This window comes from Micromonospora sp. NPDC049645 (assembly GCF_040675155.1).
Lineage (GTDB): Bacteria > Actinomycetota > Actinomycetes > Mycobacteriales > Micromonosporaceae > Micromonospora.
Map to the genome: position 1 here is coordinate 1 of NZ_JBFAOI010000025.1, position 23,493 is coordinate 23,493.

25 protein-coding genes are annotated in these 23,493 nt (G+C 71.2%); 16 read left to right on the forward strand and 9 right to left on the reverse strand.

All coding sequences use genetic code 11. The annotated features are described in order from the left end of the window. Positions 1–120: 120 nt before the first annotated feature. Positions 121–414 (reverse strand): ferredoxin, encoded by a 294-nt coding sequence (locus AB0J33_RS29825; RefSeq protein ID WP_363618300.1) that lies wholly within the window; start codon positions 412–414, stop codon positions 121–123. 178 nt (positions 415–592) lie between these two features. Here AB0J33_RS29825 and arc point away from each other — a divergent pair, with 178 nt between their 5' ends. The 7 genes from arc to prcA all read left to right on the forward strand — a co-directional run bounded on the left by arc (position 593) and on the right by prcA (position 8,635). Beyond that, complete coding sequence (gene arc / locus AB0J33_RS29830; RefSeq protein WP_363618241.1) at positions 593–2,377, forward strand: proteasome ATPase; 1,785 nt, start codon at positions 593–595, stop codon at positions 2,375–2,377. Between the two features lie 175 nt (positions 2,378–2,552). Then, a complete protein-coding gene (locus AB0J33_RS29835; RefSeq protein ID WP_363618243.1) occupies positions 2,553–4,529 on the forward strand; it encodes a hypothetical protein in 1,977 nt (658 codons plus the stop codon). Between the two features lie 110 nt (positions 4,530–4,639). Further along, positions 4,640–6,157, forward strand: coding sequence for a depupylase/deamidase Dop (dop, locus tag AB0J33_RS29840; RefSeq protein ID WP_363618245.1), 1,518 nt, complete (start codon positions 4,640–4,642; stop codon positions 6,155–6,157). Positions 6,158–6,261: 104 nt separating this feature from the next. Further along, positions 6,262–6,477: a ubiquitin-like protein Pup gene (locus AB0J33_RS29845; protein ID WP_030332902.1), complete on the forward strand. Its 216-nt coding sequence runs from the start codon at positions 6,262–6,264 to the stop codon at positions 6,475–6,477. Between the two features lie 77 nt (positions 6,478–6,554). Beyond that, positions 6,555–6,995, forward strand: a complete 441-nt coding sequence (locus AB0J33_RS29850) for an endonuclease VII domain-containing protein (RefSeq protein WP_363618247.1) — start codon at positions 6,555–6,557, stop codon at positions 6,993–6,995. Continuing rightward, a complete protein-coding gene (gene prcB, locus AB0J33_RS29855) occupies positions 6,914–7,753 on the forward strand; it encodes a proteasome subunit beta (protein WP_363618249.1) in 840 nt (279 codons plus the stop codon). Before AB0J33_RS29850 ends, prcB begins: the two co-directional genes overlap by 82 nt. A gap of 60 nt (positions 7,754–7,813) precedes the next feature. Beyond that, the gene (prcA, locus tag AB0J33_RS29860; RefSeq protein ID WP_363618251.1) at positions 7,814–8,635 is read left to right on the forward strand and encodes a proteasome subunit alpha; all 822 of its coding nucleotides are present in this window, start codon (positions 7,814–7,816) and stop codon (positions 8,633–8,635) included. A gap of 63 nt (positions 8,636–8,698) precedes the next feature. On the opposite strand, the gene AB0J33_RS29865 is transcribed toward prcA, so the two are convergent. From AB0J33_RS29865 to rfbB, 6 genes are read right to left on the reverse strand one after another with little or no spacing between them, the layout of a single operon-like run. Next, the gene (locus AB0J33_RS29865) at positions 8,699–9,727 is read right to left on the reverse strand and encodes a glycosyltransferase family 2 protein (protein WP_363618253.1); all 1,029 of its coding nucleotides are present in this window, start codon (positions 9,725–9,727) and stop codon (positions 8,699–8,701) included. Continuing rightward, the gene (locus AB0J33_RS29870) at positions 9,724–11,034 is read right to left on the reverse strand and encodes a polysaccharide biosynthesis protein (RefSeq protein ID WP_363618255.1); all 1,311 of its coding nucleotides are present in this window, start codon (positions 11,032–11,034) and stop codon (positions 9,724–9,726) included. The genes AB0J33_RS29865 and AB0J33_RS29870 overlap by 4 nt, the downstream gene beginning before the upstream one ends. Continuing rightward, complete coding sequence (locus tag AB0J33_RS29875; protein WP_363618257.1) at positions 11,031–11,732, reverse strand: glycosyltransferase family 2 protein; 702 nt, start codon at positions 11,730–11,732, stop codon at positions 11,031–11,033. Before AB0J33_RS29875 ends, AB0J33_RS29870 begins: the two co-directional genes overlap by 4 nt. Continuing rightward, the gene (locus AB0J33_RS29880) at positions 11,725–12,096 is read right to left on the reverse strand and encodes a DUF2304 domain-containing protein (protein WP_363618259.1); all 372 of its coding nucleotides are present in this window, start codon (positions 12,094–12,096) and stop codon (positions 11,725–11,727) included. Before AB0J33_RS29880 ends, AB0J33_RS29875 begins: the two co-directional genes overlap by 8 nt. Beyond that, a complete protein-coding gene (rfbD, locus tag AB0J33_RS29885) occupies positions 12,093–12,980 on the reverse strand; it encodes a dTDP-4-dehydrorhamnose reductase (protein ID WP_363618302.1) in 888 nt (295 codons plus the stop codon). Before rfbD ends, AB0J33_RS29880 begins: the two co-directional genes overlap by 4 nt. Beyond that, the gene (gene rfbB, locus AB0J33_RS29890) at positions 12,977–13,978 is read right to left on the reverse strand and encodes a dTDP-glucose 4,6-dehydratase (protein ID WP_363618261.1); all 1,002 of its coding nucleotides are present in this window, start codon (positions 13,976–13,978) and stop codon (positions 12,977–12,979) included. The genes rfbD and rfbB overlap by 4 nt, the downstream gene beginning before the upstream one ends. 86 nt (positions 13,979–14,064) lie before the next feature. On the opposite strand from rfbB, the gene rfbA reads away from it, so the two are divergent. From rfbA to AB0J33_RS29910, 4 genes are all read left to right on the forward strand, one after another. Next, entirely contained in the window at positions 14,065–14,955 is an 891-nt protein-coding gene (gene rfbA, locus AB0J33_RS29895; RefSeq protein ID WP_363618263.1) for a glucose-1-phosphate thymidylyltransferase RfbA, read from the forward strand. Next, positions 14,952–15,575: a dTDP-4-dehydrorhamnose 3,5-epimerase gene (rfbC, locus tag AB0J33_RS29900; RefSeq protein WP_363618265.1), complete on the forward strand. Its 624-nt coding sequence runs from the start codon at positions 14,952–14,954 to the stop codon at positions 15,573–15,575. Before rfbA ends, rfbC begins: the two co-directional genes overlap by 4 nt. 68 nt (positions 15,576–15,643) lie before the next feature. Next, positions 15,644–17,002 carry a Pup--protein ligase gene (gene pafA, locus AB0J33_RS29905; protein ID WP_088989658.1) on the forward strand — a complete coding sequence of 453 codons (1,359 nt, stop codon included), beginning with the start codon at positions 15,644–15,646 and terminating at the stop codon, positions 17,000–17,002. An 80-nt stretch (positions 17,003–17,082) separates the two neighbouring features. Beyond that, a complete protein-coding gene (locus AB0J33_RS29910; RefSeq protein WP_210910883.1) occupies positions 17,083–17,277 on the forward strand; it encodes a hypothetical protein in 195 nt (64 codons plus the stop codon). A gap of 130 nt (positions 17,278–17,407) precedes the next feature. Here AB0J33_RS29910 and AB0J33_RS29915 read toward each other — a convergent pair whose 3' ends face one another. Continuing rightward, positions 17,408–18,493, reverse strand: coding sequence for a DUF3866 family protein (locus tag AB0J33_RS29915; RefSeq protein ID WP_363618267.1), 1,086 nt, complete (start codon positions 18,491–18,493; stop codon positions 17,408–17,410). A 49-nt stretch (positions 18,494–18,542) separates the two neighbouring features. Beyond that, positions 18,543–19,547, reverse strand: coding sequence for a cation diffusion facilitator family transporter (locus AB0J33_RS29920; protein ID WP_363618269.1), 1,005 nt, complete (start codon positions 19,545–19,547; stop codon positions 18,543–18,545). Positions 19,548–19,664: 117 nt separating this feature from the next. On the opposite strand from AB0J33_RS29920, the gene AB0J33_RS29925 reads away from it, so the two are divergent. The 5 genes from AB0J33_RS29925 to tatC all read left to right on the forward strand — a co-directional run bounded on the left by AB0J33_RS29925 (position 19,665) and on the right by tatC (position 23,417). Then, positions 19,665–20,663: a WYL domain-containing protein gene (locus AB0J33_RS29925; RefSeq protein WP_363618271.1), complete on the forward strand. Its 999-nt coding sequence runs from the start codon at positions 19,665–19,667 to the stop codon at positions 20,661–20,663. Then, positions 20,660–21,712: a YafY family protein gene (locus tag AB0J33_RS29930; protein ID WP_363618273.1), complete on the forward strand. Its 1,053-nt coding sequence runs from the start codon at positions 20,660–20,662 to the stop codon at positions 21,710–21,712. Before AB0J33_RS29925 ends, AB0J33_RS29930 begins: the two co-directional genes overlap by 4 nt. A gap of 10 nt (positions 21,713–21,722) precedes the next feature. After that, positions 21,723–21,968: a hypothetical protein gene (locus AB0J33_RS29935; RefSeq protein WP_363618275.1), complete on the forward strand. Its 246-nt coding sequence runs from the start codon at positions 21,723–21,725 to the stop codon at positions 21,966–21,968. Between the two features lie 159 nt (positions 21,969–22,127). Continuing rightward, positions 22,128–22,445: a Sec-independent protein translocase subunit TatA gene (gene tatA / locus AB0J33_RS29940; RefSeq protein ID WP_363618277.1), complete on the forward strand. Its 318-nt coding sequence runs from the start codon at positions 22,128–22,130 to the stop codon at positions 22,443–22,445. A gap of 18 nt (positions 22,446–22,463) precedes the next feature. Beyond that, complete coding sequence (gene tatC / locus AB0J33_RS29945; RefSeq protein ID WP_363618279.1) at positions 22,464–23,417, forward strand: twin-arginine translocase subunit TatC; 954 nt, start codon at positions 22,464–22,466, stop codon at positions 23,415–23,417. The last annotated feature ends 76 nt before the right edge of the window (positions 23,418–23,493 follow it).

Here is a 23,493-nt window from a genome sequence, read left to right on the forward strand (position 1 = left end):
GGTGTCGGCCGGTGGTGGGTTTTTGTGGGGGGGGGGGGTCGCTGGGGGGGCGGGCGCTCCGTGGATGCGGGGCGGGGCGGGGGGGGGCCGGGCGGGGGGCCCCCCCCCCCCCCCGGCGGGTCAGTCTTCCTCGGCCTCCGGACCGGCGACCTCGACACCGTCGCCACGCACCACATGGATGCACTCGCCCGGGCACTCCTTCGCGGAGTCGATCACCTCAAGGCGCAGGTGCGCGGGAACGTCGACCCGGGCGCCCGGCGCCATCCGCAGCTCACCGTCGACGCCCTTGACGTAGGCCAGGCCGTCGATGTCGAACTCGAACACCTCCGGCGCGTACTGCACGCAGAGCCCGTCGCCGGTGCAGAGATCCTGGTCAACCCAGACCTGCAACTCGTCGGTCGCGACCTCGGCCACCGGTGCACCCCCCATGTTCTCCCGTCCCACGCTCCGACGGTACCCGAACGCCAGTAACGGCCCGTCAGGCCACCCTTGGCGATCAAGGTTCGGTGACGAGGGTGTTGCGTGGGACCGAATCGGCCTCATAGCGGCTAGTGTTAGGGCAGAACGTTCAAGCCCCCCGGGGAGGTGGGACGTGGCAGCACGTAGCGACGACGCGGACTCGCGCGCCGCACGGTGGGAGAAGGAAGCCCACGATCTCTCCACGCAGGTCGCGTTCCTGCAAGAGGAACTCGCCCTGGTGCGGCGCAAGTTGACCGAAAGCCCCCGACACGTCCGGCAGCTCGAAGAGCGGCTGGCGGCCACCCAGGCACAGTTGGCGCGGCTGACCGAGAACAACGACCGGCTGGTGAGCACCCTCAAGGAAGCTCGCACGCAGATCGTGACGCTCAAGGAGGAGATCGACCGCCTCGCGCAACCGCCGAGCGGGTATGGCGTCTTCCTCGCCAAGCACGAAGATGGCACGGTGGACGTCTTCACCGGCGGCCGCAAACTACGGGTCGCGGTCTCGCCCTCGCTCGACGTGGGTGACCTGCGGCGCGGCCAGGAGGTCCTGCTCAACGACGCGCTCAACATCGTCGACGCGTTCGGCTACGAGCGGGTCGGTGAGGTCGTGATGCTCAAGGAGATCCTGGAGGGGCCGAACGGCGGTCCGGGTGACCGGGCGCTGGTGGTCTCCCACTCCGACGAGGAGCGCATCGTGCACCTCGCCGAGACGCTCATCGGCTCGGCGATCCGGGCCGGTGACTCGCTCATGATCGAGCCCCGCTCGGCGTACGCGTACGAGCGGATCCCGAAGAGCGAGGTCGAGGAGCTGGTCCTGGAGGAGGTGCCCGACGTCGACTACAGCGACATCGGTGGCCTCCAGTCGCAGATCGAGCAGATCCGCGACGCGGTGGAGTTGCCGTTCCTGCACGCGGACCTGTTCCGCGAGCACCAGCTCCGCCCACCGAAGGGCATCCTGCTGTACGGCCCGCCCGGCTGCGGCAAGACGCTCATCGCCAAGGCGGTGGCCAACTCGCTGGCCAAGAAGATCGCCGAGCGTCAGGGCAAGGAGAAGCACACCAGCTTCTTCCTCAACATCAAGGGCCCGGAGCTGCTCAACAAGTACGTCGGCGAGACCGAGCGGCACATCCGGCTGATCTTCCAGCGGGCCCGGGAGAAGGCCGGCGAGGGCACGCCGGTGATCGTGTTCTTCGACGAGATGGACTCGATCTTCCGGACCCGTGGCTCCGGTGTCTCCTCCGACGTGGAGAACACCATCGTCCCGCAGCTGCTCAGCGAGATCGACGGCGTGGAGGGGCTGGAGAACGTCATCGTCATCGGCGCCTCCAACCGGGAAGACATGATCGACCCGGCGATCCTGCGCCCCGGCCGACTCGACGTGAAGATCAAGATCGAGCGACCGGACGCCGAGGCGGCCAAGGACATCTTCTCCAAGTACATCCTCTCCGGGCTGCCCCTGCACCCGGACGACCTGGCCGAGCACGGCACCGACGCCCAGGCCACCGTCGCGGCGATGATCGACGCCGTGGTGCTGCGGATGTACTCGGAGACCGAGGAGAACCGCTTCCTCGAGGTCACCTACGCCAACGGTGACAAGGAAGTCCTCTACTTCAAGGACTTCAACTCCGGCGCGATGATCCAGAACATCGTCGACCGGAGCAAGAAGATGGCCATCAAGGAGTTCCTCACCTCGGGCCGTAAGGGGCTGCGCCTGCAGCACCTGCTCGACGCGTGTGTCGACGAGTTCCGCGAGAACGAGGACCTCCCCAACACCACCAACCCCGACGACTGGGCGCGCATCTCCGGCAAGAAGGGCGAGCGGATCGTCTACATCCGCACGCTCGTCTCCGGCGGCAAGGGCGCCGAGGCCGGCCGGTCCATCGAGACCGCCAGCAACACCGGCCAGTACCTCTGACCGTTCAGCGGCGGCACCGGATCTCCTCCGGTGCCGCCGCTGTGCGCGTCCCGTACCCCGCCGCCCCACCAGCGGCACCTCGCCTCCGCCCGTTCCGGCTAGACTGCGGCGACTTCGCCGATCTACCCGAACGAGGACTCCCGTGCGTGCCGACGCCACCGTGCAAACGCCAGCCGTGCCAGGCAGCACCGAAGCTCACCCACCGGTAGCCGCCCCGACCACGGCCCGGCGACCCCGGATCGGCCCGCTGCTGGGCGTCCTGCTGGCCTGCTGGCTCCTGCCTCTGGCCGCGAACGCCGTACACGCCGCGTGGCTGCTGCCCCCGGTGGTCCTGCTCGGCACCGCCAGCCTGCTGCGCTCCGGCCGGAGCCTGCTCGACCGGGTGGTCCTCGCCCTGGCCCTGCTCGCCGGCCTCACCTGCGCCGTCGGGCTCCTGTTCACCGTCTGGCCCTGGGGCCTGCACCCGGTGCCGGTCACCGGCCTGGCGCTCACCGTGCTGACCGTGGCCGCCGCCCTGTCCCGGCGCGCACCCCGGTTGCCCCGCCCCGGCTGGTCCGATCTGGTCTCGCTCGCCGCCGCCGCCCTCGCCGCCGGCTACCTCGCCACCCCCTACCTGCGGGCGAGCAGCTTCGGCCAGCGACTCGGCCTCGTCATGGTGGGGGAGGACAACGGCCGGCACCCGGCCCTGTTCGACGTGATCGGCCGCCTCGGCGGATACCTCTTCCTCGACCCCGAGACCGCCCGCGAAAACATCTTCTCCGGCCTCGTGCACTACCCGCAGGGCTGGCACCTCACCACCGCCCTGCTCGACGGCTTCCTGCGCAGCGCCGGCGACCCGCCCACCGGGGCGCGGCTCATGGACCACTACGTGCTCTGGTGCCTGGCCACCTTCGGGCTGCTGCTGCTCGCGCTGATCTGGGCCGCCCAACACGTCGCCGGCCCCCTGCACCCGCTGCGTCGGCTGGTCCTCATCGTCGCCGTCACCGCGCTCGTCCTCGGCACCGAACTGCCCCGGCTGCTGGTCGCCGGCTACCCCAGCGAGACGTTCGGGCTCAGCCTCGCCGCGCTGCTCGTCGCCCTCATCGCCCGCCCCCTGCACCGGCTCCGCGAACAACTCATCCTCGTCGGGGCGCTGCTGATCGGCATCGGCTTCAGCTACTACCTCTTCCTCTTCCCGACCGGCGCGATGGTGCTCTGCTGGCTCATCGCCGACCGACGCCGGCTGCGCACCCGCCCCGGCACCGTCGCCATCGTCGCGGTCCTCACCGCCGTACTGGCCCCGCTGACCGCCCTGCTGGGCGTGCTCGTGGCCGGCCAGAGCGAAGCGCTCGCGGCCCCCGGCGGCACACCGCCGGTCGAGACCTACAACACCCTCCTCGGGCTCGGCGCGCTCGTCGTCGCCGCCATCCTGGTCCGGGCCAACCTCACCGAACCCACCTGGCGGCGCTACCTGGTCGTCCTCGGTGTCGCCGCGCTCTTCTCCGCCAGCATGGCCGCCGTGAACCTCGCCAACGGCACCCAACCCGCCTACTACTTCGGCAAGACCGCGCACCTGGTCATCATCGTGCTCATGATCGGTGTCGCCGCGCTCGCCCGACTGCTCCCCGTGCCACCCGTCCCGAGTGCCGAAACCGACCCGCGCCGCCGACCCATCACCGGCGCGCTCCCCGCCGTGGGCACCGTCGCCCTCGTGACGCTCGCGATCCTCGCCGGCACCGGCCTGATCGGGTGGACCGGCGGCTTCTTCCACCGCAACGGCGGCAACGGCACCTGGGCGAGGGACTGGGCCGACCGTGACGTACGGGCCGTCTCCCGGCCCGCGTCCGTCACCAACACCGCCTACCGCAACTACCCGGCGATCCCCGGCACCGTCACCCTGGTCGTCGACAAGCAGGGCCTGCACGGCTACCGGGAGTCGATCTTCCTGTCCGCGATGCAGGGCACCAGCGGTCAGACCGAACCCGGCATCTACTTCACGATCTACGACGAACCCGCCCGCACCGCCGAGCTTCTGCGGCGCGTCCCCCGCCCGCTGCGGCTCATCGTGGCCGATCCGGCGGCCCAGCAGGCCATCGACGAGGCGCTCACCGCGAACCCGACCCTGCGCGACGGCCTGACCGTGGTGCCGCTGCGGCCCACCACGCCCCGCTGACCACGCCGCGCCGACCGCCAGGGTCGCGCGGTGCGCCATCACGCAGACTAGTCTCGATGGTGTGAGCGGCGGGCACGCCGGCTCCGTGGGCGAGCGAAGCGAGTGGTCGCATGACGGTACGTCGGATCATGGGCACCGAGGTCGAGTACGGCATCTCCGTGCCCGGGCAGGCCGGAGCCAACCCGATGGTCACCTCATCGCAGGTGGTCAACGCCTACGGGGCCCGTCCGGAGCTCAACCGGGGCGGCCGGGCCCGGTGGGACTACGAGGAAGAGTCGCCGCTGCGCGACGCCCGCGGCTTCACCTACTCCGGGGCCGCGTACGACCCCGCCGAGGCCCTCGCGGACGAGGACCTCGGCCTGGCCAACGTGATACTCACCAACGGCGCACGGCTCTACGTCGACCACGCGCACCCCGAATACTCCACCCCGGAGGTCACCACCCCCCGCGACGTGGTCCGCTGGGACAAGGCCGGCGAGCGGGTGATGGCCGAGGCGTCCCGCCGCGCCGCCACCATCCCGGGCAGCCAGCCGATCCACCTCTACAAGAACAACACCGACAACAAGGGCGCCAGCTACGGCTCCCACGAGAACTATCTGATGCGCCGGCAGACGCCGTTCGCCGACATCGTGGCGTACCTGACGCCGTTCTTCGTCACCCGGCAGATCGTCTGCGGCGCCGGCCGGGTCGGCATCGGCCAGGACGGCGGTCAGAGCGGCTTCCAGATATCCCAGCGCGCCGACTTCTTCGAGGTCGAGGTCGGCCTGGAGACCACGCTCAAGCGACCGATCATCAACACCCGTGACGAGCCGCACGCCGACGCCGACAAGTACCGCCGGCTGCACGTCATCATCGGCGACGCCAACCTCTCCGAGATCTCCACCTATCTCAAGGTCGGCACCACCGCCCTGATCCTCACCATGATCGAGGAGAAGGCGCTCGGCGCCGACCTCGGCATCGCCGACCCGGTCAGTGAGCTGCGCGCGGTCAGCCACGACCCCGCCCTGACGCACCGCATGCGACTGCGCGACGGTCGCCGGCTCACCGCACTGGATCTGCAGTGGGCCTACCTGGAGCGGGTCCGGTCCTTTGTCGACGACAGGTACGGCACCGACGCCGACGAGCAGACGATCGACGTGCTCGACCGTTGGGAGAGCGTCCTGGACCGGTTGGGCCGGGACCCGATGCTCTGCGCCGACGAGCTGGACTGGGTGGCCAAGCTGCGGCTGCTGGAGGGCTACCGGGAGCGGGAGAAGCTCGGTTGGGGCTCGCACAAGCTCCAACTGGTCGACCTCCAGTACTCCGACGTCCGTCCGGAGAAGGGCCTCTACCACCGTCTGGTCAGCCGTGGGGCGATGAAGACGCTGCTCACCGACGACGAGACCCGCACCGCGATGACCCAACCTCCGGAGGACACCAGGGCCTACTTCCGTGGTCGCTGCCTGGCCCAGTACGCCTCCGAGGTGGTCGCCGCGAGCTGGGATTCGGTCATCTTCGACGTGGGTCGGGAGTCGCTGGTGCGGGTGCCGATGATGGAACCGGAGCGGGGCACCCGCGCACACGTCGGAGCCCTCTTCGACCGTTGCGCCAGCGCGAAGGACCTTTTGGAGACCCTGACCGGGGGCTGATCCCGGATTCGTCCGCCCGTCGTGCGCCGCGAGCCGGCGCGCGGCGGGCTTTTCGTCGCCCGCGCGAGGTAAGTTCATCGCAGACGATCGTGGAGGAGGCAGCAGTGGCCACTCATGACAGCGGCGGCCAGTCGCAGTCCGGCAAGTCCCGCCAGGGCGAGGAAATCGAGGACGTCACCACCGAGGCCAACCCCGAGGTGGCCGAGCGGCACGCCGAGATCACCGAGGATGTCGACGACCTCCTCGACGAGATCGACTCCGTCCTCGAAGAAAACGCAGAGGAATTCGTGAGGGGTTACGTACAAAAAGGAGGTCAGTAAACATATAGGGTTAATTCGGACGTGCCTGAAGCTGACGATGATCGTGACGGGCTTCGTCGCTGCCGCGATTGCAGCGAATGGAAGGCGCTCGATCAGTTCTGCGCGAGTTCCACGAGGCCGGGCGGGCGGGGCAGCTACTGCAAGCCCTGCCACAACGCCAAGACCCGAAAGGCCAAAGAGCGGCTGTACGGGGCAACCGCGAGTATCACCTGCGGCAGCGGTACGGCATCGGGGAGAAGGAGTTTCAGCAGCTCCTGGCCGAGCAGGGCGGGCTCTGCGCGATCTGTGGCGGCGCCGACCCGCAACATCTGGACCACGATCATCGCACCGGATGGGCGCGCGGGATACTCTGCTTCAACTGCAACGGTGGTCTTGGCCAGTTCCGTGACAGTCCCATGAGACTGGCCAGGGCGATCACGTACCTGAGAGGAACCACGTGGCAGCGGGCTTTGATCCATCCGGGCGTCTACCAGATGTGTTCACCAACGCGGGGACGTCCTCCTTCACGACGTTTCTGAGTCGGGTGGCCCCCGAGATGCTGCCCGGTCGGCGACCGCTGCCGCCGGGCATGGCCGCCGACCTGGCGCCGCACGCGACCACCATCGTGGCCATCGCGGCCGCCGAGGGTGTGGTGATGGCGGGCGACCGACGGGCCACCATGGGCAACCTGATCGCCCAGCGCGACATCGAGAAGGTGCACCCGGCCGACGCGTACTCGCTGGTGGGCATCGCGGGCACCGCCGGCATCGGGATCGAGCTGATGCGACTGTTCCAGGTCGAGCTGGAGCACTACGAGAAGATCGAGGGCGCGATGCTCTCGCTCGACGGCAAGGCCAACCGGTTGGCCTCGATGATCCGGGGCAACCTGGGGGCGGCCATGCAGGGGCTGGCCGTGGTGCCGCTCTTCGCCGGGTTCGACCTGGCCGCCGCCGACCCGGCGCGGGCCGGTCGGATCTTCAGCTTCGACGTGACCGGTGGCCCCTACGAGGAGACCGGCTACGACGCCATCGGGTCCGGGTCGCTGTTCGCCAAGTCCGCATTGAAGAAGCGGTTCCGCACCGGCCTGTCTGTCGCGGACGCGACCCGACTCGCGGTCGAGGCGCTCTACGACGCCGCCGACGACGACACCGCGACCGGTGGGCCCGACCTGACCCGACGGATCTACCCGGTGGTGATGACCGCGACCGCCGAGGGCACCTACCGGCTCACCGACGCCGAGACGGCGACGATCGCCGAGGGCGTGGTCGCCGGCCGGATGGAGAACCCGGGCGGTTAGCCGCGTCCACCCCCACCAGCCCGCAGTCGTCAGCACAGCGCCGTTAGGAGAACCGCCGCCGTGGCCATGCAGTTCTACGCCTCGCCCGAACAGATCATGCGCGACCGCTCCGAGTTGGCCCGTAAGGGCATCGCTCGGGGGCGCAGCGCGGTGGTCCTGAGCTACTCCGGCGGGGTGCTCTTCGTCGCGGAGAACCTCTCCAGCGCCCTGCACAAGGTCAGCGAGATCTACGACCGGATCGGCTTCGCCGCGGTCGGCCGGTACAACGAGTTCGAGAACCTCCGTCGGGCCGGCGTGCGGATGGCCGACCTGAACGGGCTGAGCTACGACCGCCGGGACGTCACCGGGCGGGCGCTGGCCAACGCGTTCGCGCAGACCCTGGGCGCGATCTTCACCGAGCAGTCGAAGCCGTTCGAGGTGGAGATCTGCGTGGCGGAGGTCGGGGCCACTGCCGCCGACGACGAGCTGTACCGGCTCACCTACGACGGCTCGGTCAACGACGAGCCGGGGCGGATGGCGATGGGTGGCCAGGCCGAGGCCATCACCGGTGTGCTGAAGTCCAACCATCGTCCGGACATGTCGCTCGGCGAGGCGGTCAAGGTCGCCGTGCAGGCGCTGAGCAGCGTCGGCGGGGAGGGCGGTGCGGCCCGGACGATCGCCGCGGACCAGCTTGAGGTGGCGGTGTTGGACCGTCAGCGGGTCGGCCGGACGTTCCGGCGGATCACCGGGGCGGCGCTGACCGCGCTGTTGGACGGGAAGGCGGCGCCGCCGGCGAGCGACGCACCGGACACCCCGAGCGTGCCGACCGGGGAGGCCGGTAAGCCGACCAGTTCGGCGGGGTCCGCGGATCTGGAGGATCGGCCGGGGCAGGCCGACAACTGATCGGGTGACACGAACGTCGGGGACCGCTACTGCGGTCCCCGACGTTTCTGCGTGTCGGTCAGGTCAGCGGCGCGGGAGCAGCGGCCGGGCGAGCGCCCAGTAGCCGGCGGCGACCGCGTTGAAGACGCCCATGCCGGGGGGCGAGTCGACGTTCGAGGGGGCCACCCGGGCGGTCATCAGGTCGGCGATCACCCCGTCGGGCACGGTGCGTTCGGCCTGGAGTTGACGGCGGCGGGCGCCTACCCAGGCCCGGTTGCGCCACAGCCAACCCCAGCCGCGGGTCTTCTGCCTGGTCCAGCCGCCGGCGAGCGCCGCGGCGAGCATGGCTGCCTCGGTGAGCAGCAGCATCGGGGCGAGCACCACCAGCGTCCGGGTCTGGTACGCGGTGAGCAGCGTGACCAGCCGGTTGCGTTCCACCAGGTACAGCTTCAGGTCGTTGCGGGAGAACTCGTAGTGGTGGCGCACGACGGCGTCCGGGACGTACTCCAGGCGAAGGCCGCGTTGCCAGAGCCGCAGGCTGAGTTCGGTGTCCTCGTGGTAGGCGAAGTATTCGGCGGCGAAGCCGTCGAGTTCCTGCCACCGTTGGCGGCTGATCACGAAGCAGCAGCCGCTGAGCGACGGGACGGTGGTGCGGACGGCGTGAGCGGTGGCGGGTTCGCCGTTGCCGCCGGCCCAGGAGAGCCCGGTGAAGTGCAGCGGGTTGCCGGAGGTGTTGATCAGCTCGGGGGTGTCGGCGAGCCGGATCGAGGCCATCGCGGCGCCGACGCCCGGTTCGGCGGCGACCGCCACGGTCTTGGCGAGCGCGTCGGGGGCGACGATGGCGTCGGAGTTGACGAAGGCGAGCCAGTCACCGGTGGCCTCGGCGGCGCCGACCCGGCAGCCGCCGGAGTAGCCGGTGTTCTGTTCGGGGCGGACGACCCGCACGTGGGGGAAGCCCTTGACGATGTCGATGCCGTCGCCGGTGCAGCCGTTGTCGACGACGACCAGGTCGATGTCGACGTCGGTGCTGGCCAGGATGGCCTGGGCGGCGTCGACCAGGTACGGCTCGGCGCCGTAGGCGAGCATTACCGCGGTCACCTGTGGGCGGGTCATCGGATGCCTCCGGATACGGCGGGGGTGACGGCGTCGGTGAGGGGCCGGGTGGGGGTGGTGGGTCGGCGGACGCCGCCGCGCAGCAGCACCGCCATGGTGGCGGCCACGATGACGGAGCCGACGGCGTACGCCAACTCGACCCGCAGGGTGACCGGGGCGGGGATCAGCGTCACGGCGACCAGTGCGGCGACGCCGACGGTCCAGGCGATGGCCTGGGCGCGGTGCCGGTCGAGGGCCAGCAGGGCCTGGCCGAGCACCATCGCCCACAGGTAGGCGAGCGTGGCGGCGGCCAGCCAGGCGAAGTCGCCGTGGCCGAGGACGCCGGGGGCGTCGAAGAGTGCGCGGACCAGCCACGGGCCGACCAGCACCGCGCCGAGGGCCCCGGTGAGGCCGAGTGCGGTGACGATGCCGAGCGCGCGGCGCAGCAGGCTGTGGAAACCGGCCCGGTCGCCGGTGGTGGCGGTGGTGGCCAGGCCGGGTAGCAGGGATGCCTGTAGCGAGCCGAAGACGAACAGGGGGATGCGGACCAGCACGAGGGCGGAGAGCAGGGCGCCGGCGGCGGCGGTGTCGGACGGGGCGAGCAGCTTGACGTTGATCACGCCGATGTTCACCACGACCTGGGAGAGCAGGCTGGAGGCGGTGAGCAGGCCGAGGCCGCGCAGCAGGGTGGCCCAGGCCACCGGTGGGCCCGCGCCGACGGCGCGCAGCACCGGCGGCAGGGTGAGCAGGACGCTGACCAGCGGGGCGGCGACGAACACCACGCCGTACCAGACGGGGGAGCTCACCCCGGTCAGCCCGAGCAGGGCGACCATGGCGATGCGCAGCCCGCCGTCGATACCGAGTTGCGTGCCGTACCAGGGGAACAGTTGCAGCCCGGAGAGCACGCCGCGGGTGGCGTAGGCGACGGCCATCGCGGCGAGCGCGCCGACGAGGACGGTGACCATGGTGGCGTCGCCGTCGAAGAGTTTGTCGGCGATCAGGTGACGGCCGGCGGTGATGGCCAGCACCAGGGCGGCCAGTACGGCGGCGGCGACCGCCACGCCGCGGGCCAGGACGGGCCCGGGTGGCAGGCCCTGGCTGTGCCGGGCGGCGACGACCCGGGCGATCTCCTGCTCGATCGGCATGAACACGCCGATGCCCAGGGTGAACACGATCGACCAGAGCACCGACAGGGAGTTGTAGTCGGCCTCGGTGAGGCTGTGGCCGGCGACGGCGAGGTGGACGTAGGAGGCGAGGCCGAGAAGACCCAGCCCGGCACCAACAGCGATGGTGCCGGGCGGGATCAGGCGCAGGAGGCGACGGATCACCGGCGAATGAGCGCCAGCGTGAGGACGGCGAACGCGCGGCCGAGGTAGATCATCGCCCGGGCGGGGGAGTGGCTGGGCGTGCCGGCCATCCGCTTGCGCATGGCGACGGGCACCTGCCGGATGCGGTAGCCGCGTCGGGCGGTGTGCACCAGGGTCTCCACCGTGTCGCCGAGGTACTCCGCCGGGTACCAGCCGGCGAACATCTCGATGACCCGCCGGTTGGCGGCCCGGAAGCCGGAGGTGGTGTCGGTGAGTTTGGTGCGGGCGACGCGGGACAGCACGGCGGAGAGCATCACCATCGCCCAGCGGCGGGGGCCGCGGACGTTGTAGTCGCCCTCGCCGGCGAATCGGGCGCCGATGACCAGGTCGTTGTCGTCGAGCAGGTCGACGAGCTTCGGCACGTACCGGGGGTCGTGCTGGCCGTCGGCGTCGATCTGGATGGCGACGTCGTAGTCGTTGTCGCGGGCGTACCGGTAGCCGAGGCGCATCGCGCCGCCGACGCCGAGGTTGTACGGCAGTTTGGCGACACGGGCGCCCGCGGCGGCGGCGACGGCCGCGGTGCGGTCGGTGGAGCCGTCGTCGACGACGAGGACGTCGACGCCGGGCAGCTCGCCGCGAACCTCTCCGACGACGTCGGCGATGGAGCCCGACTCGTTGAGGGCCGGGATGATGATCAAGGTGCGCTTGCCGTTAACCATCGTGGGACACCAGTTCGTCTCGGGCTGCCCGGTCCGCGTCGATCTGCGCGCGGAGCAGGGCGAAGTCTTCGGCCAGGGTGCGGGTCTCTTCTTCCAGGGCGCTGACCTCCCAGCTCAGGTGCACGCACACGAGCAGCAGGAAGACGATGCCGAGGAAGAGCACCAGGCTGACACCGGAGGCGACGCCGAGGAGCCCGGCGACGTTGTCGAGCAGCCGGGGGAACAGGGACAGCGGGATCACGACGACCAGGACGGCGAGCCAGAGCATGCCGTACTTCTCGCGCAGCTGACGGCGGCGGAGCAGCTCGACGATGGTGCCGAGGAGCAGCAGGCCGGTCAGGCCGGTGACGAGGGTGAGCTTCATGCGACCTTCCACGGGGCGGGTGGAGCGGGGGAGTGGAACGCGTCAACCAGGGCGCTGTGCCAGTCCGGAAGCGGCGGCAGACCCACGGCTGCCCAGCGGCTGTGCCCTAGCACACTGTACGCAGGCCGGGGGGCGGGACGCGGATACCGGTCGCTGGTGGTGGGTCGGATCCGGTCGGGATCCAGGCCGGCCAGCGTGAACGCGGCGCGGGCCAGCCCGTACCACGTCGTCTGCCCGGCGCAGGTGCCGTGGTAGACGCCCGGCGTCGCGTTCCCGGCCAGCGCCGCGTCGGCGAGCGCGACCAACCGCTCGGCGAGCGCGTACGACCAGGTGGGCTGGCCGTGTTGGTCGTCGACCACGTCGAGGTGTTCGCGCTGGCCGGCGAGCCGGAGCATGGTGGCCACGAAGTTCGGGCCGTGCGCGCCGTACAACCAGGCGGTGCGGACGACGTACCCGGTGTCGGGCAGCAGCCGCGCGACCGCCTGTTCGCCGACCAGCTTGCCCCGGCCGTACGCGTTGACCGGCGCGGTGGGTGCGTCCTCCGGGTACGGGCTGTGCGCGTTGCCGGCGAGGACGTAGTCGGTGGAGACCTGGATCAGTCGGGTGCCGTCGGTGGCGCACGCCGCGGCCAGGTTGGCCACGGCGTCGCCGTTGACCGCGGTCGCCGCGGCCTCGTCGGTCTCGGCGGCGTCGACGTTGGTCCACGCGGCGGCGTTGATCACCACGTCGTGCCCGGCGACGGCGGCCTGCACCGCCGCGCGGTCGGTGATGTCCAGGTCGGCGCGGGTGGCGGCGGTCACCTTGAGGTCGGGCCGGGTGCCCAGCACGGTGACCAGGTCCCGGCCGAGCATCCCGCCCGCGCCGGTGACGAGTAGTCGGGTCATGCGCTCGGCGCGGACTTGAGTGGTTCCCACCAGCTGCGGTTGTCCCGGTACCAGCGGACGGTGTCGGCGAGGCCGTCGTCCAGGGTGATGCTGGGGTGGTAGCCGAGCTCTTCGCTGATCTTGGTGATGTCCAGTGAGTACCGGCGGTCGTGGCCCTTGCGGTCGGTGACCGGGACGACCCGGTCCCACCCGGCGTCGCAGGCGTCCAGGAGCAGGCCGGTGAGTTCCTTGTTGGTCAGCTCGGTGCCGCCGCCGATGTTGTAGACCTCGCCGGCGCGGCCCTTCTGCTGCACCAGGGCGATGCCCCGGCAGTGGTCGTGCACGTGCAGCCAGTCCCGGATGTTGCCGCCGTCGCCGTAGAGGGGGACGGTGCCGCCGTCGAGCAGGTTGGTGACGAACAGCGGGATGACCTTCTCGGGGAACTGGTACGGGCCGTAGTTGTTGGAGCAGCGGGTGACCACCACGTCCATGCCGTGGGTGCGGTGGTACGACAGGGCGAGCAGGTCGGAGCCGGCCTTGGACGCCGAGTACGGGGAGTTCGGGGCGAGCGGCCAGGTCTCGGTCCAGGAACCCTCGTCGATCGAGCCGTAGACCTCGTCGGTGGAGACGTGCACGAACCGGCCGGTGCCGTGGCGCAGCGCCGCGTCGAGCAGCGTCTGGGTGCCCAGCACGTTGGTGGTGACGAACGGCGCGGCGCCGGCGATCGAGCGGTCGACGTGCGACTCGGCGGCGAAGTGCACGATCACGTCGTGCTCGGCGACGACCTCGTCGACCACGACCGGGTCGCAGATGTCGCCCTGCACGAACCGCAGTCGCGGGTCGTCACGGACGGGCTCGAGGTTGGCCAGGTTGCCCGAGTAGGTCAGCTTGTCGAGCACGGTCACGACGGCCGGCTCGAGCGGTGGCACGCCGTCGGCGCTGCCGAGGGGCTTGCCCAACAGCAGGCGAACGTACTCCGACCCGATGAATCCGGCTCCGCCGGTGACGAGGATCCTCACGGGTCCGGAAGTATACGCGACGGGCGGCGCAACTCCTGCTATGCGACCCCGCGCGCATTCCGCATCGGTGCGGCTAGGCTTCGCCGGTGCGTGGAATCCTACTTGCCGGCGGCACCGGGTCGCGGCTCTGGCCGATCACCCGGGCGGTCTCGAAGCAGCTGATGCCGGTCTTCGACAAGCCGATGATCTATTATCCGCTCTCCACCCTGGTGATGTCCGGGGTGCGGGAGATCCTGGTGATCACGACCCCGGACGACCAGGACCAGTTCCGCCGGCTGCTCGGCGACGGCAGCCAGTTCGGGCTGCGGCTGGAGTACGTCAGCCAGGAGCGCCCGGAGGGCATCGCGCAGGCGTTCATCCTCGGCGCGGACTTCATCGGCACCGAGGCGGTGGCGCTGGTCCTCGGCGACAACATCTTCCACGGCGTGGGTCTGGGCCGGCAGCTCGCCGACCACGGTGACCCGGTCGGTGGGCGGGTCTTCGCCTACCAGGTGGCCAACCCGCAGGAGTACGGCGTGGTCGACTTCGACGCCGACGGTCGGGTGCTCTCGATCGAGGAGAAGCCGGCCCGGCCGAAGTCCCGTTACGCGGTGCCGGGCCTGTACTTCTACGACAACCGGGTGGTGGACATCGCCCGCAAGCTCACCCCGAGCGCCCGGGGCGAGCTGGAGATCACGGGTGTCAACGAGGTGTACCGGGAGACCGGCGAGCTGTCGGTGACGGTGCTGGATCGGGGCACCGCCTGGCTGGACACCGGCACGTTCACCTCGATGATGCAGGCCGCCGAGTTCGTCCGGGTGGTCGAGGAGCGGCAGGGTCTGAAGATCGGGTGTGTCGAGGAGGTCGCCTGGCGGGCCGGCCTGATCGACGACGCGCAGTTGCGCGCGCTCGCCGAGCCGCTGACCAAGAGTGGTTACGGCGACTACCTGCTCGGTCTGCTGGCCGAGAAGACCGCCGGCGACGGGGGCTCCTGGTGAAGATCCGGGAGTTGAGCATCGAGGGCGCCTGGGAGGTCACCCCCCAGCAGCACGGCGACCCGCGCGGCATGTTCATGGAGTGGTACCGCTTCGACAAGCTCGCCGAGGCGGTGGGGCACCCGCTGCGGCTGGCCCAGGCCAACCTGTCGGTCTCCGCGCGCGGTGTGGTGCGCGGCGTCCACTTCGCCGACGTCCCGCCCGGGCAGGCCAAGTACGTCACCTGCGTGCGCGGCGCGGTCCTCGACGTGATCGTCGACCTGCGGGTGGGTTCGCCGACCTTCGGCCGCTGGGAGGGCGTCCGGCTGGACGACACCGACCGGCGGGCGGTCTACCTCAGCGAGGGGCTGGGGCACGGGTTCTGCGCGTTGACCGACGACGCGACCCTGAGCTATCTCTGCTCGGCCACCTACAACCCGACCGGCGAGCACGCCGTGCACCCGCTGGACGAGGAGTTGGGCATCGAGTGGCCCGCCGAGGTGCCGCTGCTGTCCGCGCGCGACGACGCGGCGCCGACCCTCGCCCAGGCCCGCGAGCGGGGTCTGCTCCCGGAGTACGACAGCTGCCGGCGGTTCGTGGCGAGCCTCGGGCCGGACGGAATGTCGCACTCAACCGGTATGTGACCGCTCTCAGGGCACGACCTGTGGTCCGACAGTGACGAACCGGCCCTCCGGGCGGCTAATGTCACACCATGGAGCGGCGAATCTTCGGCCTCGAGACCGAGTACGGCGTCACCTGCACCTATCGCGGGCAGCGGCGGCTGTCCCCGGACGAGGTCGCGCGGTATCTGTTCCGTCGCGTGGTGTCCTGGGGCCGGTCGAGCAACGTCTTCCTGCGCAATGGAGCCCGGCTCTACCTGGACGTCGGGTCGCATCCGGAGTACGCGACACCGGAGTGCGACTCGGTGACCGATCTCGTCGCCCACGACCGGGCCGGCGAGCGGATCCTGGAGGGCCTGCTCGTCGACGCGGAGAAGCGGCTGCACGACGAGGGCATCGCGGGTGAGATCTACCTGTTCAAGAACAACACCGACTCGGCCGGCAACTCGTACGGGTGCCACGAGAACTACCTGGTCTCCCGGCACGGGGAGTTCGGCCGGCTCGCCGACGTGCTCATCCCGTTCCTGGTCACCCGGCAGTTGATCTGCGGGGCCGGCAAGGTCCTGCAAACCCCACGCGGCGCGGTCTACTGCCTCTCGCAGCGGGCCGAGCACATCTGGGAGGGCGTCTCCTCGGCGACCACCCGCAGCCGCCCGATCATCAACACCCGCGACGAGCCGCACGCCGACGCCGAACGCTACCGGCGGCTGCACGTCATCGTCGGTGACTCCAACATGAACGAGGTCACCACGCTGCTCAAGGTCGGCACCGCCGACATCGTGCTGCGGATGATCGAGGCCGGGGTGGTGATGCGCGACCTGTCCCTGGAGAACCCGATCCGGGCCATCCGGGAGGTGTCGCACGACATCACCGGCCGGCGCAAGGTGCGGCTGGCCAACGGCAAGGAGGTCAGCGCCCTGGACATCCAGCAGGAATACCTGGCCAAGGCGACCGAGTTCGTCGAGCGGCGCGGCGGCGACCAGGCCGCCAAGCGGGTCGTCGAACTGTGGGGCCGGGTGCTCAACGCGGTGGAGACCGGGGACCTGGAGCCGGTGTCACGGGAGATCGACTGGGTCAGCAAGCTGCGGCTGATCGAGCGCTACCAGCGCAAGCACGACCTGCCGTTGTCGCACCCCCGGGTGGCGCAGATGGACCTGGCCTACCACGACGTGCGTCGGGGCCGGGGCCTCTACGGGCTGCTGGAGCGCCGCGGCGAGGTCGACCGGGTGGCCACCGACCCGGAGATCTTCGAGGCCAAGGAGACCCCGCCGCAGACCACCCGGGCCCGGCTGCGGGGCGAGTTCATCCGGCACGCCCAGGAGAAGCGCCGCGACTTCACCGTCGACTGGGTGCACCTGAAGCTCAACGACCAGGCGCAGCGCACCGTGCTCTGCAAGGACCCGTTCCGGGCCTACGACGAGCGGGTGGAGCGGTTGATCGCCAGCATGTGACCGGTGCGCCGACCCCGACGGTGCTCTGCGCCGACGGGGTCGGCCAGCCCGGCGCGCCGAGCGGCTAAGCTGAGCGCGCCATGACGACTTCTGGACCTTCCGACCGCTCCGAGCGCGGCACCGAGCGGCAGAACTGGGTCGAACGCCGGCGGGAGAAGATCCGCGCCGAGATCGACCGTAACCGGCGCGGTGAATACACGGTCCCGACGTGGGTGCTGGCCCTGGCGCTGGTCCTCATCGTGGGCGGCTGGTTGGCCCTGATCTTCCTCGCCTGACCAAGCCCCACCCACCCCACCGGCCCCGGCCCCTCGCGTCGATCATGAGGTTATCGTCGCGACACGCCGAGGCGGCGAGCGACAACCTCATGATCGCCAGGGTGAAATCGGAGTCCGCCAGGGTGGGTGGTCAGGGGAGCAGGGTGACGGCGTGGCGGCCGGCGGCGGCCGCGGCCAGGAAATAGGCGTAGTCGGCGTCCAGGCCACGGCCCATGGTGGACAGCGGCACGGTGCTGGCCCGCAGCGCGGCGTCGAGACCGTCGATGAGCACCCGGACGACCCGGTGCCGGGCCGCCAGCGGCGCCAACGCCGCGTGCACCTCGGCCGCGAGGGACGGCTCCAGGTCCTCGGGCACCACCAGCTCCGCCGGGGCGAGCGCCACCCGTCCGTACGCGGTCAGGCTGTGGTGGGACACGCCCCGGTGTCGGGGTCGGGGGTCGGCGTCGGAGATGCGCAACGAGCCGACCGGCTGCCCGCCCAACGTGGCGATCGCGTTGACCGCCTCACCGACGGCGACGCCGGAGAAACCCCAGCGGGTGCCGGTGCCCAGGTTGCCGGGTCCCTGGGCCACGATCGCCACGTCCGCGCCGAGCACGTACCGGGCGGCGAGCAGACCGCCGTGCAGGGTGGTGGCCTCCAGGTCGCCACCGAAGGCCTGCCCGACGGTGATCGTGCCGGCCAGTTGGTCGCGCAGCCCGGCCAGGGTGCGGGAGAACCAGGCGGGCAGCGCCCCGCCGTCGGTGAGCAGGTAAGCCACCCGGGCCTGCGGGGCGTCGGCCCGGATGCCGGCCAGGATCGCCGGGAGCGCCGAGTGCAGGTCGGCGGTGACCACCGGCAGTCCGCCGAGGTCGTCCGCGTCGGCCAGCACGTCGCGGTGCGGGGACGCCTCCTCGTCGACGCCGAGCAGGATCGGCTGCAACGGCGTGTAGCGGGCCTTGACCAGGTGACCGGCGTCGCGGGTGTCGGCGACCTCCGGCGGGTCCGGTGGCAGTCGGTCCGGCAGGGCGACGACCAGGGCGTACCCGCCGGTGCCCAGGCCCATCAGCAGCGCGCCGGCGTTGAGCAGCACCCGGTCACCGGGCTCGGGCGTGCCGACCAGCTGCGGGTACGCCAGCGCCCGCATCCGCGTGCCGTCGGGCAGGTCGACGTCCAGCTCGACCGCCCCGGTCCACTGCCGTCGCAGCGTCGCCACCGTCCCCGTACGCCATCGCACCATGACGGGCACGCTAGCCGCGCGGGCCCGGCGGCCCGCGCCCGGGTGTGGTTCAGGTCGGCGGGGGCCCACCGGCGTCCGGGCTCGGCCCGGCCTGGGTGTGCCGGGCGTCGCCGGTGACGCCGGGCAGTGACCGGGTGGGGTCGAGGAAAACGAAGCGGATTTCCCGGTACCGGCCGGTGAGCCGCCGTTCGGCCTCGTCGGCGGTGGCCTCGATCTGCGCGCCGGTGGCCTCGTCGCGGAAGTCGACCTTCGCGGCGACCAGGATGTCATCCGGGCCGAGCTGCATGGTCAACAACGTGTCGATGCGCTCCACCTCGGGCAGCCCGGCCAGCTCCTGTTCGATCTCGCGGCGCAGTCGTTCCGGAACAGCCCGGCCGACCAGCAGCGACAGGTTGTTGGCGGCGAGGATCCCGGCGACGGTCAGCAGCAGGAGCCCGATCAGGATCGACGCGACGCCGTCCCACACCTCGTCGCCGGTGGCGTGCGACAGACCGACGCCGAGCCCCGCCAGGACCAGACCGATCAGGGCCGCGCTGTCCTCCAGGAAGACCGCCTTGACGGTGGTGTCGGCGGTCAGCCGCAGGAACCGCCGGGGTGTGGTCTGCCAGCGTCGTGACTCGCGGCGGACCTGCCGCACGGCCCGGGCCAGTGAGATCGACTCGATGACGAACGACACCACGAGCACGATGTACGAGATCAGGTAGTCGCCGCTGTGCTCGTGCACCAGGATCGTGGTGACGCCGTGGGTGACGGCGAAACCGGCCCCGGCGACGAACGTGAACATGGCCGCGAAGAACGCCCAGACGTAGCTCTCCTTGCCGTACCCGAACGGGTGCCGCTGGTCGGCCGGCCGGGCGCCGCGGCGCAGCGCCTGGAAGAGCAGCACCTCGGTGGTGGTGTCGGCGATCGAGTGCGCCGCCTCGGAGAGCATCGCGGCCGAACCGGAGATCAGCCCGGCGATCAGCTTGGCCACCGCGATGGCGAGGTTGGCGGCGCCGGCGACGACCACGGTGCCGAGGCTCTCGCTCTCGGGCCTGACCTCGGGTTGTGACATGGGGATCACCCTATGACCGGGAACGGCGACGCGCCGGGGGAGGCCCGATCCGAACAAGTGTGCGGCACGCCCGCGCGGGTGCACGGTCTGGGCGGGTCGGCTGCTAGCGTCTACCGCGTGTCGCGGACCCGCACCGAACGCCTGGTCAACCTGGTGATCTGCCTGCTGTCCACGCGACGGTTCCTGACCGCCGCGCAGATCGCCGCGACCGTGCCCGGTTACGAGCACGATCCTGACGACGCGCGTGACCACGAGGCGTTCCAGCGCAAGTTCGAGCGGGACAAGGCCGAGCTGCGCGAGCTGGGTGTGCCACTGGAGACCGGCACCGCGAGCGCGTTCGACGCCGAGCCCGGCTACCGCATCGCCCACCGTGAGTACGCGCTGCCCGACATCCTGCTCGAACCGGACGAGGCCGCCGCGGTCGGCATCGCCGCACGACTGTGGCAGCACGCCGGGCTGGCCGCCGCCGCGTCGTCCGGGCTGGCCAAGTTGCGTGCCGCCGGGGTGGACGTGGACCCGCAGGCGACCCTCGGCCTGGAGCCGATGGTCACGGTCGACCCGGCGTTCGCACCGCTGACCGCCGCCGCCCGGGACCGCCGCGAGGTGGGTTTCGACTACCGGGTGCCCGACCGTGACGCCCCCAGCCGACGGCGGCTGCAACCGTGGGGCGTGGTCTGCTGGCGCGGCCGGTGGTATGTGGTCGGCCATGACCAGGACCGGGCGGCGACCCGCTGCTTCCGGCTGTCCCGGGTTGTCGGCGCGGTCCGGGTGACCGGCGCCCCCGGCGCGTACGAGCCGCCGGCCAACGTCGATTTGATCAGCCACGTGGCCCGCTGGTCGGGTCCGGTGGAGCGCACCGGTCGGGCCACCGTGCTGGCCGTGCCGGGGCGGGCCGCCGGGCTGCGCCGCTGGGCGGTCGAGGTGACCGCCGGTCCGGACGGCGACCGGCTGGTCCTGCCGTACGCGGACCCGGACGGGCTGGCCGGCCACCTCGTCGGCTACGGCCCCGACGTGCGGGTGCTCGATCCGCCGGAGGTCCGCGAGGCGGTCATCCAACGACTCAAGGAGATCGCCGTCCGCCACGACGAGCTGACCCTCAGCGGGGGTGCCCGGTGACCCGCCCGACCGCTCGTGGCGGCTCGCGCGCGTCCGCCGACCGGCTGGCCCGACTGCTCAACCTGGTGCCCTACCTGCTGGCCCGGCCCGGCATCGAGATCGCCGAGGCGGCCGGTGACCTGGGCGTCACCGAGCGGCAGCTCCGCGAGGACCTGGAGCTGCTCTGGGTGTGCGGGCTTCCCGGGTACGGCCCCGGTGACCTGATCGACATGGCGTTCGACGGTGATCGGGTGACCATCACCTACGACGCCGGCATCGACCGGCCGTTGCGGCTCACCCCCGACGAGGCCCTCGCGCTCGTGGTGGCGTTGCGGATGCTCGCCGAGACACCCGGGGTGGCCAACCGGGACGCCGTCGAGCGGGCCCTCGCCAAGATCGAGGACGCGGGCGACCTGGTGGGCGCCCCGGTGGCGGTCCGGTTGCCGGGGGACACCCGGCGGGTCGAGGCGCTGCGCGCCGCCGTGGCGGGCGGGAAGGCCCTGCGGATCACCTACTACACGGCCGCCCGGGACGAGACCACCGAACGCGTCATCGACCCGCTGCGGATGCTGATGGTCGGCGGCCGGGCGTACGTGGAGGCGTGGTGTCGCCGCGCGGAGGCCGTCCGGCTGTTCCGGGCCGACCGGATCGACGCGATCACCGAGTTGGACGAGCCGGCCACGGTGCCGCCGCAGGCCGTGCCGCACGACCTCACCGAGGGCGTCTTCCGCCCGTCGACCGACCTTCCGCTGATCACCCTGCGCATCGGCCGGGGCGAGCGGTGGATCACCGAGTACTACCCGTGCGAGCGGGTGGAGGCCGGCGACGGCGAGCAGTGGCTGGTCTCTCTGCGGGTGACCGACCTGGGGTGGGCCCGCCGGTTCGTGCTGGGCCTCGGCCCGGAGGTGACGGTGGTCGCCCCGGTCGAGTTGGCCGAGCAGGTCCGGGCGACGGCCGCCGCCGCGCTGGACGCGTACGCGGTGCCCGCGCCCGCCGCCGTTGCCCGGCCCGAGCTCGACCCGGAACACGCCCGATCGGGTGACCCGGCGGTGGCCGGCCGCACCCAGTAGGCTGACCGCCGTGCTGATCTGGATCGTGCTCGCGGTGCTGCTGCTACCCCTCGTGGCGCTCGCGCTGGCCGTGCGCCCGGTGCTGGCCCGGTTGCCCCGCCTACGCCGCGCCGCCGTGGCGTTGCAGCGGCGGGCCGTCGAGGCCGAGGCGCTGCGCGACACCGCCGAGGCGTTGCAACAGCGCGCCGAAGAGGTCCAACGTCGGCTCGACACCACGTCCCGACGGCTCGCGGTGATCAAGGCCAAGCGCGGCTGATCGAGCCCGCACCCGGCGGTGGTTGACGGATCATCGCGGGTTGGTCAAGACTTCACCCTCCCGGCCAAACCACCACCACCCAGTGGGTGGCGGGCAGCCGATCCGCACGTACGATGGGCTGCGTATCACCCCTCGGACACAGACCGACTGGAGCTTCTCATGGGTGCCCTCAAGCCGTGGCACATCGCTGTTCTCGTGGTTGTGCTGATCCTGCTCTTCGGTGCGAAGCGGCTCCCCGACGCGGCCCGTTCGCTGGGTCGGTCGCTGCGGATCATCAAGGCCGAGACCAAGAGCCTGCAGGACGACGACCGCGACCTCGCCGAGAAGGCCGACGCGCAGGCCGGCTACCAGCCGCTGCCGCCGCACGCCGGGCAGCAGGCGCCGTACGCCGCCGGGCAGCCGCAGCAGGCCCCGTACCAGCAGGCCCCGCCGCAGCAGCCGGTCGTCGACCCGGTGCACCGCGTCCGCGACAACTGACCGAAGGGCCCCACTCCCGTGGCCTTCGCACTGCGTAAACGCGGCCCCAGCACCTTTGAGCGGGCCGCCGACGGCTCGATGACGCTCATCGAGCACGTCCGCGAGCTGCGCAACCGTCTCTTCCGCGCGTCGTTGGCGATCATGATCGGCTTCGGCGTGGGCATCTGGCTGGCGACGCCGGTCCGGATCCTGTTGTCGAAGCCGTACTGTGACCTCCCGGCCTCGATCGACCAGGTCTCCGGCAAGTGCAAGTTCGTCCAGCTCGGTGTCGCGGACGTCTTCCTGCTCAACCTGAAGATCGGCCTGTGGGTGGGCCTGGTCATCGCGGCGCCCATCTGGCTCTACCAGCTCTGGGCGTTCATCGCGCCGGGCCTGCACCGGCACGAGCGGCGTTACGCGTACATCTTCACGGCCCTCGCCGCGCCGCTGTTCGCGGCCGGCGCGGTGCTGGCCTTCTTCGTCACCACCAAGGGCCTCGAGTTCCTGCTGAATGTGTCCGGCGATGACATTTCGACCAACCTGGAAGTCACCCGGTACATCTCGTTCGTCACCAACCTGATTCTGCTGTTCGGGGTGGCGTTCGAGTTCCCGTTGATCGTGCTGATGCTCAACTTCGTGGGCCTGGCCAGCGCGAAACGGTTGCTCAGCTGGTGGCGGGTGGCGATCTTCGTGTTCTTCGCGTTCTCCGCCGTGGTCACCCCCACCCCGGACCCGTTCGGAATGACCGCGTTGGCGATCTGCCTCTCCGCGCTCTACTTCGCCGCGGTCGGGGTGGCGTTCATCAACGACCGGCGGCGCGGGCGGGGCAAGGAGGTCTACGCCGGCATCGGCGACGACGAGGTGTCGCCGCTGGAGTTCGACGCGGATCCGGTGGTCGCCGGGCAGCGGGTCGACTCGACCGCGCCGATCGGCGTACCCGAGCCGATCGCCGCACCGGCGCCGATCGAACGGCGCTACGACGACATGACCTGACGGCCTCGCGCCGCCCGGTTCACCGACGCCGTCCCCGGATCACCGGGGGCGGCGTCGTCGCGTCACGTCGCGCGGC

Excerpts from the sequence above, each read along its gene's own strand:
- dop (WP_363618245.1), top strand. The coding sequence starts at position 4,640 with ATGACGGTACGTCGGATCATGGGCACCGAGGTCGAGTACGGCATCTCC.
- AB0J33_RS29850 (WP_363618247.1), top strand. The coding sequence starts at position 6,555 with ATGGAAGGCGCTCGATCAGTTCTGCGCGAGTTCCACGAGGCCGGGCGG.
- AB0J33_RS29865 (WP_363618253.1), bottom strand. The coding sequence starts at position 9,727 with ATGACCCGCCCACAGGTGACCGCGGTAATGCTCGCCTACGGCGCCGAG.
- AB0J33_RS29875 (WP_363618257.1), bottom strand. The coding sequence starts at position 11,732 with ATGGTTAACGGCAAGCGCACCTTGATCATCATCCCGGCCCTCAACGAG.
- AB0J33_RS29880 (WP_363618259.1), bottom strand. The coding sequence starts at position 12,096 with ATGAAGCTCACCCTCGTCACCGGCCTGACCGGCCTGCTGCTCCTCGGC.
- rfbD (WP_363618302.1), bottom strand. The coding sequence starts at position 12,980 with ATGACCCGACTACTCGTCACCGGCGCGGGCGGGATGCTCGGCCGGGAC.
- pafA (WP_088989658.1), top strand. The coding sequence starts at position 15,644 with ATGGAGCGGCGAATCTTCGGCCTCGAGACCGAGTACGGCGTCACCTGC.
- AB0J33_RS29910 (WP_210910883.1), top strand. The coding sequence starts at position 17,083 with ATGACGACTTCTGGACCTTCCGACCGCTCCGAGCGCGGCACCGAGCGG.
- AB0J33_RS29915 (WP_363618267.1), bottom strand. The coding sequence starts at position 18,493 with ATGGTGCGATGGCGTACGGGGACGGTGGCGACGCTGCGACGGCAGTGG.
- AB0J33_RS29920 (WP_363618269.1), bottom strand. The coding sequence starts at position 19,547 with ATGTCACAACCCGAGGTCAGGCCCGAGAGCGAGAGCCTCGGCACCGTG.
- tatA (WP_363618277.1), top strand. The coding sequence starts at position 22,128 with ATGGGTGCCCTCAAGCCGTGGCACATCGCTGTTCTCGTGGTTGTGCTG.